Origin of the sequence: Paenibacillus sp. FSL H7-689 (assembly GCF_000517905.1) — a bacterium.
Taxonomy (GTDB): Bacteria; Bacillota; Bacilli; order Paenibacillales; family Paenibacillaceae; genus Paenibacillus; species Paenibacillus amylolyticus.
In genome coordinates, this window is record NZ_ASPU01000013.1 from 499,312 (window position 1) to 505,911 (window position 6,600).

At 45.8% G+C, this 6,600-nt stretch carries 6 protein-coding genes; 2 read left to right on the forward strand and 4 right to left on the reverse strand.

The genetic code is table 11. From position 1 onward, the window contains the following. Positions 1-10 precede the first annotated feature (10 nt). The 3 genes from C170_RS09665 to C170_RS09675 all read right to left on the reverse strand — a co-directional run bounded on the left by C170_RS09665 (position 11) and on the right by C170_RS09675 (position 2,911). Positions 11-778 carry a DeoR/GlpR family DNA-binding transcription regulator gene (locus C170_RS09665; RefSeq protein ID WP_036608860.1) on the reverse strand — a complete coding sequence of 256 codons (768 nt, stop codon included), beginning with the start codon at positions 776-778 and terminating at the stop codon, positions 11-13. Positions 779-915: 137 nt separating this feature from the next. Next, positions 916-2,046 (reverse strand): NADH-dependent flavin oxidoreductase, encoded by a 1,131-nt coding sequence (locus C170_RS09670; protein ID WP_036608863.1) that lies wholly within the window; start codon positions 2,044-2,046, stop codon positions 916-918. A 187-nt stretch (positions 2,047-2,233) separates the two neighbouring features. Beyond that, on the reverse strand, positions 2,234-2,911 hold the full coding sequence (locus C170_RS09675; RefSeq protein ID WP_036608866.1) for an SOS response-associated peptidase: 678 nt from the start codon (positions 2,909-2,911) through the stop codon (positions 2,234-2,236). A 228-nt stretch (positions 2,912-3,139) separates the two neighbouring features. Between C170_RS09675 and C170_RS09680 the strand changes: the two genes are divergently transcribed. Together C170_RS09680 and C170_RS09685 are read left to right on the forward strand one after the other, a co-directional pair. Then, positions 3,140-3,661, forward strand: coding sequence for a hypothetical protein (locus C170_RS09680; RefSeq protein ID WP_051447100.1), 522 nt, complete (start codon positions 3,140-3,142; stop codon positions 3,659-3,661). A gap of 44 nt (positions 3,662-3,705) precedes the next feature. Then, the gene (locus C170_RS09685; protein WP_036608867.1) at positions 3,706-4,377 is read left to right on the forward strand and encodes a hypothetical protein; all 672 of its coding nucleotides are present in this window, start codon (positions 3,706-3,708) and stop codon (positions 4,375-4,377) included. A gap of 137 nt (positions 4,378-4,514) precedes the next feature. Here the strand turns inward: C170_RS09685 and C170_RS09690 are convergent, their stop codons facing one another. After that, positions 4,515-6,425 carry an AraC family transcriptional regulator gene (locus C170_RS09690; protein ID WP_036608869.1) on the reverse strand — a complete coding sequence of 637 codons (1,911 nt, stop codon included), beginning with the start codon at positions 6,423-6,425 and terminating at the stop codon, positions 4,515-4,517. Between the last annotated feature and the right edge of the window lie 175 nt (positions 6,426-6,600).

The following is a 6,600-nucleotide window of genomic DNA, read 5'->3' on the forward strand; positions in this document are numbered from 1 at the left end:
CCTTTCTTGTTTACACACGTATACACGTAATATTCTGCTCAATCAATGCGCTAACGTGCTCTTCATCTACACCCTGATCTGTAATCACTTTGCCCACACTGCTCATCTCAGCAACTCTGGTAAACGCCTGTATGTTAAATTTGCTGGAATCTGCAAGTAGAATGACCTCATCCGCAATATGGATCATTTTCTGCTTCACCAAGGCCTGTAATTCATTGGATTCACTGATGCCTTTGGTCAGATGCACTCCTTTGCAAGACAGGAATACTTTATCCACATGATAGGCATCAAGCGAACGTTCCGCCAGCGGTCCTACAAAAGACAGTGACTTCGAAGCCAATTGCCCACCTGTGGCAATCACACGAATCTGCTCCTTGTTACTCAGCTCTGCGGCGACCTTAATCGAGTTGGTTAATACCGTCAGTGGAATGTTTGGCAATCCTGCCGCCATGTACCACGCCGTTGTACTTGCATCCAGGGCGATCCGGTCGCCGGATTCCACCATTTTCACCGCTTCGCTTGCAATTCTGCGCTTCTCTTCTGCATGGGCTACAGCCCGTTCCGGATACGGAATCTCCGACTGTAACTCATCCTTGTATTTTACGCTGACCGCCCCGCCATGGGACCGTCTGAGCCTGCCCGCCTGTTCGAGCTTGTCCAGATCACGACGAATCGTCTCTTCCGTCACCCCGCAGCGCTCACTAAGTTCGGTCACACGCATGCTGCCTTGCGTATCCACCCATTCCACTATTTTCTCATACCGTTCAGCTACGAGCATATTCCTTCACTCCAAACCGTTGATTATCCAGTTGATCCTGTTCATCCATCATACCACAGAGCGATGACAAGGAGAATTTGGACCATGTGCAAAAAGAGGGAGCTTTCGCCCCCTCCATTCCAGTCCTGAAGTGTATCTTATTTATCTTCTGCCATAGGGAACCAGCCTGGTGTGTGGATGATTGCATTCCACAATCCATCAGGGATAACCAGACGTTCCTGATCCGATTTGGTCAGAATCGTCTCAATATCTTCTTCCCGTCCGCTCTCGATTTTCTCAACCCAATCCGGTTCAATAATCAGCTCACGTCCAATGGCAAGCAGAGGTACTCCCGTTTGAAGCGCCTCAGCGGCCTGATCTGCCGTATGAATTGAACCTACGCCGATCACAGGCAATTTGCCGTTCACACGATCCAGGATGAATTCCATTCTAGAACGTGTATCTGCTTCGCCACGTCTTGGCTTGGACCAGAATTCGTTCAGGGAAACGTGCAGGTAATCCAGGTTTTTATCTTTCAGCGCATCCACTAGTAGGTACGTATCTTCCATTGTGAGTCCCGGTGTTTCCGGTTCTTCCGGTGAGAAACGGTAACCAATGATGAACGGCAGTTTGGTATGTTTGGCAACCACTTTCTGAATCTCATCCACTACAGCAAGTGGGAATGTCAGACGTTTCTCTACATTTCCGCCCCAACGATCTTCACGTCGGTTGGAATGCGGGGAGAAGAATTGCTGGATCAGATAACCATTAGCACCGTGAATCTCAACACCATCAAATCCGGCTTCGATTGCACGACGTGTCGCTTCACCAAAGTCTTTGATAATCGAAGTAATCTCGGCATCCGTCAATTCTCTGGGTTCAGGAGATCCTGGACGCTCACTTGCAACCGCGCTAGGAGCAACCACTTGACCCGCAGGTACAGCTTGTTCAGGCGTCAGACGGCCCGCATGGAAAATTTGCAATACGGCTAAGGAGCCCTGTTGTTTAATGGTATCAGCCAGTTTTTTCAGACCAGGAATGAAGCGGTCGTCATATACGCCAAATTGAGCCGGGAAACCAATGCCTGTCTCTGTTACATGCCCTACAGCCGTAATTGACATGCCCGCACCACCGGTGCGACGTGCATAATAAGCAAGTTCAGCGTCGGATATCGTACCATCAGCATTCGAGGACATATGAGTCATGGGAGCGAGCACGATACGGTTTTTCAGTGTAATGCCAGTCGGTAGTGAAACTTGTTCAAACATCTGGTTAAACTTTGGATTCATTCGTGGTTCCCTCCTGATTATAAATATCTCTTTTAATAGATATATGAATATATGCGTTCGCTTACTGTAATGATTATAGTTACGTTTCACTGCAATTGCAACTTTTCATTTTCAGAAAGGAAAAAAAGAGCAGAGTGTCTCCAGACTCTCAGCCCTCTTCATTTTCTTCACATCTTCCAAAGGATACTCAGAAACTCCGAACGTAAGCCAGCTTCTGATCCATCTCTTCTACGCATTCGTAACAATCGTGTTCATCGTTGGCGACCATTGGGGTGACTGGATACAGATTCATCTCTGTACTGTTATACGATTTCAATAGCGGTAACAACTGAGTCACCCGTGTATTAGCCGGGTCAAGCCAGGTGTTGATCTCTTCTTCGGAAAGGATCGCTGGCATTTTACTGCCAAACTCACGTGTAACCATGTTTGCGCCTGTCATAAGCATCGTGCAGGTACGAAGCGGCTCTTTCCGTGTATCTCTCCACACCTCATATAACCCAGCAATACCGAACAGGCCACGATCCGGCATAACAACACGAACCGCATAACTTTTTTTGCCCTCTTGCCGCCAGTAATATAATCCATTGCAGGGAATAACGCAGCGCTTGGTCTCTACCAGTTTGTAATAGGAAGGATTCTCATGCACTGTCATAAGATTTGCGTTAACGGCATCACGACCCCAGAATGGAATGAACCCCCACCGGAACTCATCCAATACACGCTCACCATCCTGATGCAAAATAATCGGCGTATGCTGGGTTGGGCTGATATTGTATCGGTTTTTGTAATAATACATCACTCGCTGAATCTTGAAATGATCTCTGACATCGTCTAAATCGGCTGCCAATGAAAAACGGTTGCACATGTTCAAGCACTACCTTTCCCTATGAGAAGTTGAACGTATTGTTTGTAATTTTAGGGAAATTATTCATGAACATTGAACAGAAAATGACTTATTTTGACACCATTAGGGTCTGATCAAGGTATATTTCATGTTTTTCACGACAAAAACAACGACCTCGGACTCATTTCAACTCCAATATTACTTGTTACTATAATAGAGAATAAAATACATTTATTGGAGGTTTTAAGTATGAAAAGGAATTTTTTGATGAGCATCATGTTGTTCTCAGCGATTGCGATGTTTGGCAGTACCATCTATGCTGCAACCTTTCTAACCTACGGTTACCCCAGCACCACCATCCCCATTCGTACGTATAATTACGCCGCCGCATGGCAGACTCCCATGGACGCTTCCCTTACCAACTGGAACAATGCAGGTGCCAAAGTTAAATTCACCAAAACAAGTAACTCCCCAAACACCATCACCGCAGGAAACTTCAATAATACAGCATATGGTGTCAACTACGCCTCCGTATCCGGCAGTCAAGTCGTAAGCTTCCGCATCGAACTCAATGCATCCACAATCACCCCTGACGCGACCAACTTATCCAACTTCATTCAAAGCGTATTTGTCCACGAACTCGGACACTCCATCTGGCTCGGTGACAACCCGACAACAAGCAGTCCTTCCATTATGTCTTACTCCCGTAACCGCAATTCCATGACCCAACCTCAAACTTTTGATATCAATAACGTAAAATCCAAGTACTAATCCGCTACGAACTTATCCCAAAAATCCAAGGAGGATTCCTGTCCATGAACAAAAATCGAGTATTAACGCTGCTTCTCTCTTCCATTTTCATTTTATCTGCTGTTGGATGTTCTTCTGTTACACCTACCGCGTCCCCATCCGATGCACCCATGACCATTATTGCTTCTGAAGATTACCCGAGTTATGGTAGCATTGGCGACCTGTCCGAGAGAGCAAATACCATTGTAAAAGGCAGTGTTGTTGAGACTCGTGTGGAAGCTTTAAACGATATCGTACAAGTTACTGATGCTGCCAATGAAAACGAGTTAAACCCCGCGTCCGATCCGGGCGGAGAGCCAGCTTCTTTTGACAAAATCTATACGATTCACACGATTCAGGTCGCTGAATCCTATAAGGGCGGTTACACTGCCGGGGAAAAACTTGAAGTGAAGCAACTTGGCGGACAACTTGGCAACACCGAGATTATTAATGATGACAACCTCAAGCTGATTCCTACCAAAGACTATGTACTCTTCCTGGAAACGTATGAAGACACCCCTGCCAGCCTGCTCAACTCCGTTCAAAGTCTCTACGTGATCAAACCTGCCGCCAAGTCGAATCAGCCAGGTCAGCAACAATCACAGTCAGAAGTCATTGTGAGCGCAAACCCCGAGAATGACCTCACACTGCAACTGGAGGATCTGCAAGAAATTCAGAACGAACAAAAGAGCGAATAAACTCTTATACGGTAATCACACCACACTGTTATTTCATCTCCGTACAGGTAGCTAATCCCCTCTACTGTTCAGTCCTACATAAGAAAATGAAAACCGTGCTGCTCAGCAAACTGGGCGGCACGGTTTTTTGAAGTTCCTTATTTAGACGGTGTATTAAGTCCAATAATCCATTCAGCCAGATCCTGTGTCTGTTTCAACAAGGCAATAGGGTCACGGAACCAGGATTGTTCTTCCGTCCATATGTACACTTTTCCATTTTTGATAGCAGGCAATGAACCCCAGATCGGATCTGCCTGAAGGTCTTTCAACTGAGACTTGCTGGTCAGCACAATGTAATCTCCAGCGTATTTGGAGAGCAGTTCTATGGAGAATTCATGATAGGCGCCCTGCATCAACTCGGATGGAATGTTCTTTGGTGCTTGCAAACCAAGCAATTCGTAGATGTTACGCCCTCCCCGGCCCGACTGATTGCCAAAAATGAAGACTTGGCGATCATATTCCTGCATAACGGAGAATGTAGCATCAGCTGGAACAACACTCTGCACCTCCTGCTTGATTTTGGCAATCTCCTCATCAAAATCAGCCAGCCACTTCTCTGCTTCCGCTTCTTTGCCAAGGACTTTACCGAAATAGTTCACTTCGTCCTTGAGTGTCGGAAAAGTGATGGATGCGATCGAAACGGTCGGAGCAATCTTGCTATATTTCTCATAAGCCGCCTTGTCCGGATTCAATGTAATAATAAGATCAGGTTCCAGCTCCATCAATTGTTCAACGGAATCCCCTATCGTTTCAAGACCATCCATGTGACCTTCCAGATAAGGACTGTTCATCAGAAATTGGCCTCCACCAATCGGTTTGACACCAAGAGCAAGCACCGTTCCCAGATAATCTATGGCAGCAACTCGCTCGGGATGTGCAGGAATCTCTACCTCACCAAAGGTCGTATTTACCATTTGGGTTTCCACGACTGCCGGTTGTTCGGGTTCAGCCGCAACTTCGGATGTTTCTGCCCCCTGCTGGGCTGTTCCACAAGCACTCAATGTGAGTACAAGCGCAAGCGACATAATCGCTGATTTAAAATGGTTAAACATGTTGATTTCCTCATCTCCCTTATATTGATAATGATTATCATCATCAATTAAAGGATAACGTTCATCCCCTCCTGTTACAATGGATTGATTTGTTGCATTTAATGTACTTTTTGAAACTGATTTCGAGTTTTCCTGCTGCTTCAACCGATATTGCCCCGGTGTGATACCGATCTCTTTTTTGAATATACGATTGAAATAAAACGGGTCCATATAACCCACATACGCAGCAATCTCCTGTAATGAAGCTTCTGTGGACGCAAGCAGACTCCTTGCCTCACCCATTCGTAACCGAATCACATATTCTGTCGGTGTACATCCCGTCTGTTCCTTGAATTTGCGTGATACATATTGCGGACTGTAACTCAAGGACTGGGCAAGCAAATCAAGTGAGATGGATTCCCGGTAATGAGCTTTGATATATCGCAAAACCTGATCGGTAAGCGAAGGCTGTTGAAATTCGTTAAACATGCGACTCCGCTGTAACAAGACAAGCTGTACCAGTTGAAAAAAATACACTTTAACCTGAATTTTGCCCACTCGCTCCTGCCCTGACCAGCATTCATGTATATTCCGCACAAGCTCACGCAGCTCAAGTGTATGATCCGGCACTGTCGCCCAGGACTCTTCAAACGGATTACGCTGGTTCAACATCATTCGGTACTCCACAAGCACATTGGAGGGCAAGGTTGATTTGTACAAAATCAGATGTACCTCCATAACCCCTGTCGCTTCAAGTGTTAGGCGTCTTCCTTTTCCCCCATGCAGCAACAAGAACTGGTTTGTAGTCCATACCTCTTCATCAAGCCAGACCTGCCCCCTGCCTTGAACATACACAAATGCACTCGTCGGTAACACATAATTGCGTATGAACTCGTGTGTTCCGAGTGATATAAGACGCACATCAAGCACGCGAACCTGAACCTGATCCCACAGCTTGATGTCATTCTGAATTCCCATATAAACTCCCTCTCCTAAGCGATCAAACACACACAATACCTTGGCATTGTGACTAAAAACCCACCTATAATTGATAATGATTATCAATTATAACAATGATGCAACCATCTTTGAAGCCTACCTTCGTTTTTGTTAGATGCCGCAAAAAAAAAAAAAAAAAAAAAAAAAAAAAGGG

Bases quoted from the DNA above. Each gene is read 5' to 3' on its own strand.
- C170_RS09665 (WP_036608860.1), bottom strand. From the start codon at position 778: ATGCTCGTAGCTGAACGGTATGAGAAAATAGTGGAATGGGTGGATACG.
- C170_RS09670 (WP_036608863.1), bottom strand. From the start codon at position 2,046: ATGAATCCAAAGTTTAACCAGATGTTTGAACAAGTTTCACTACCGACT.
- C170_RS09675 (WP_036608866.1), bottom strand. From the start codon at position 2,911: ATGTGCAACCGTTTTTCATTGGCAGCCGATTTAGACGATGTCAGAGAT.
- C170_RS09680 (WP_051447100.1), top strand. From the start codon at position 3,140: ATGAAAAGGAATTTTTTGATGAGCATCATGTTGTTCTCAGCGATTGCG.
- C170_RS09685 (WP_036608867.1), top strand. From the start codon at position 3,706: ATGAACAAAAATCGAGTATTAACGCTGCTTCTCTCTTCCATTTTCATT.
- C170_RS09690 (WP_036608869.1), bottom strand. From the start codon at position 6,425: ATGGGAATTCAGAATGACATCAAGCTGTGGGATCAGGTTCAGGTTCGC.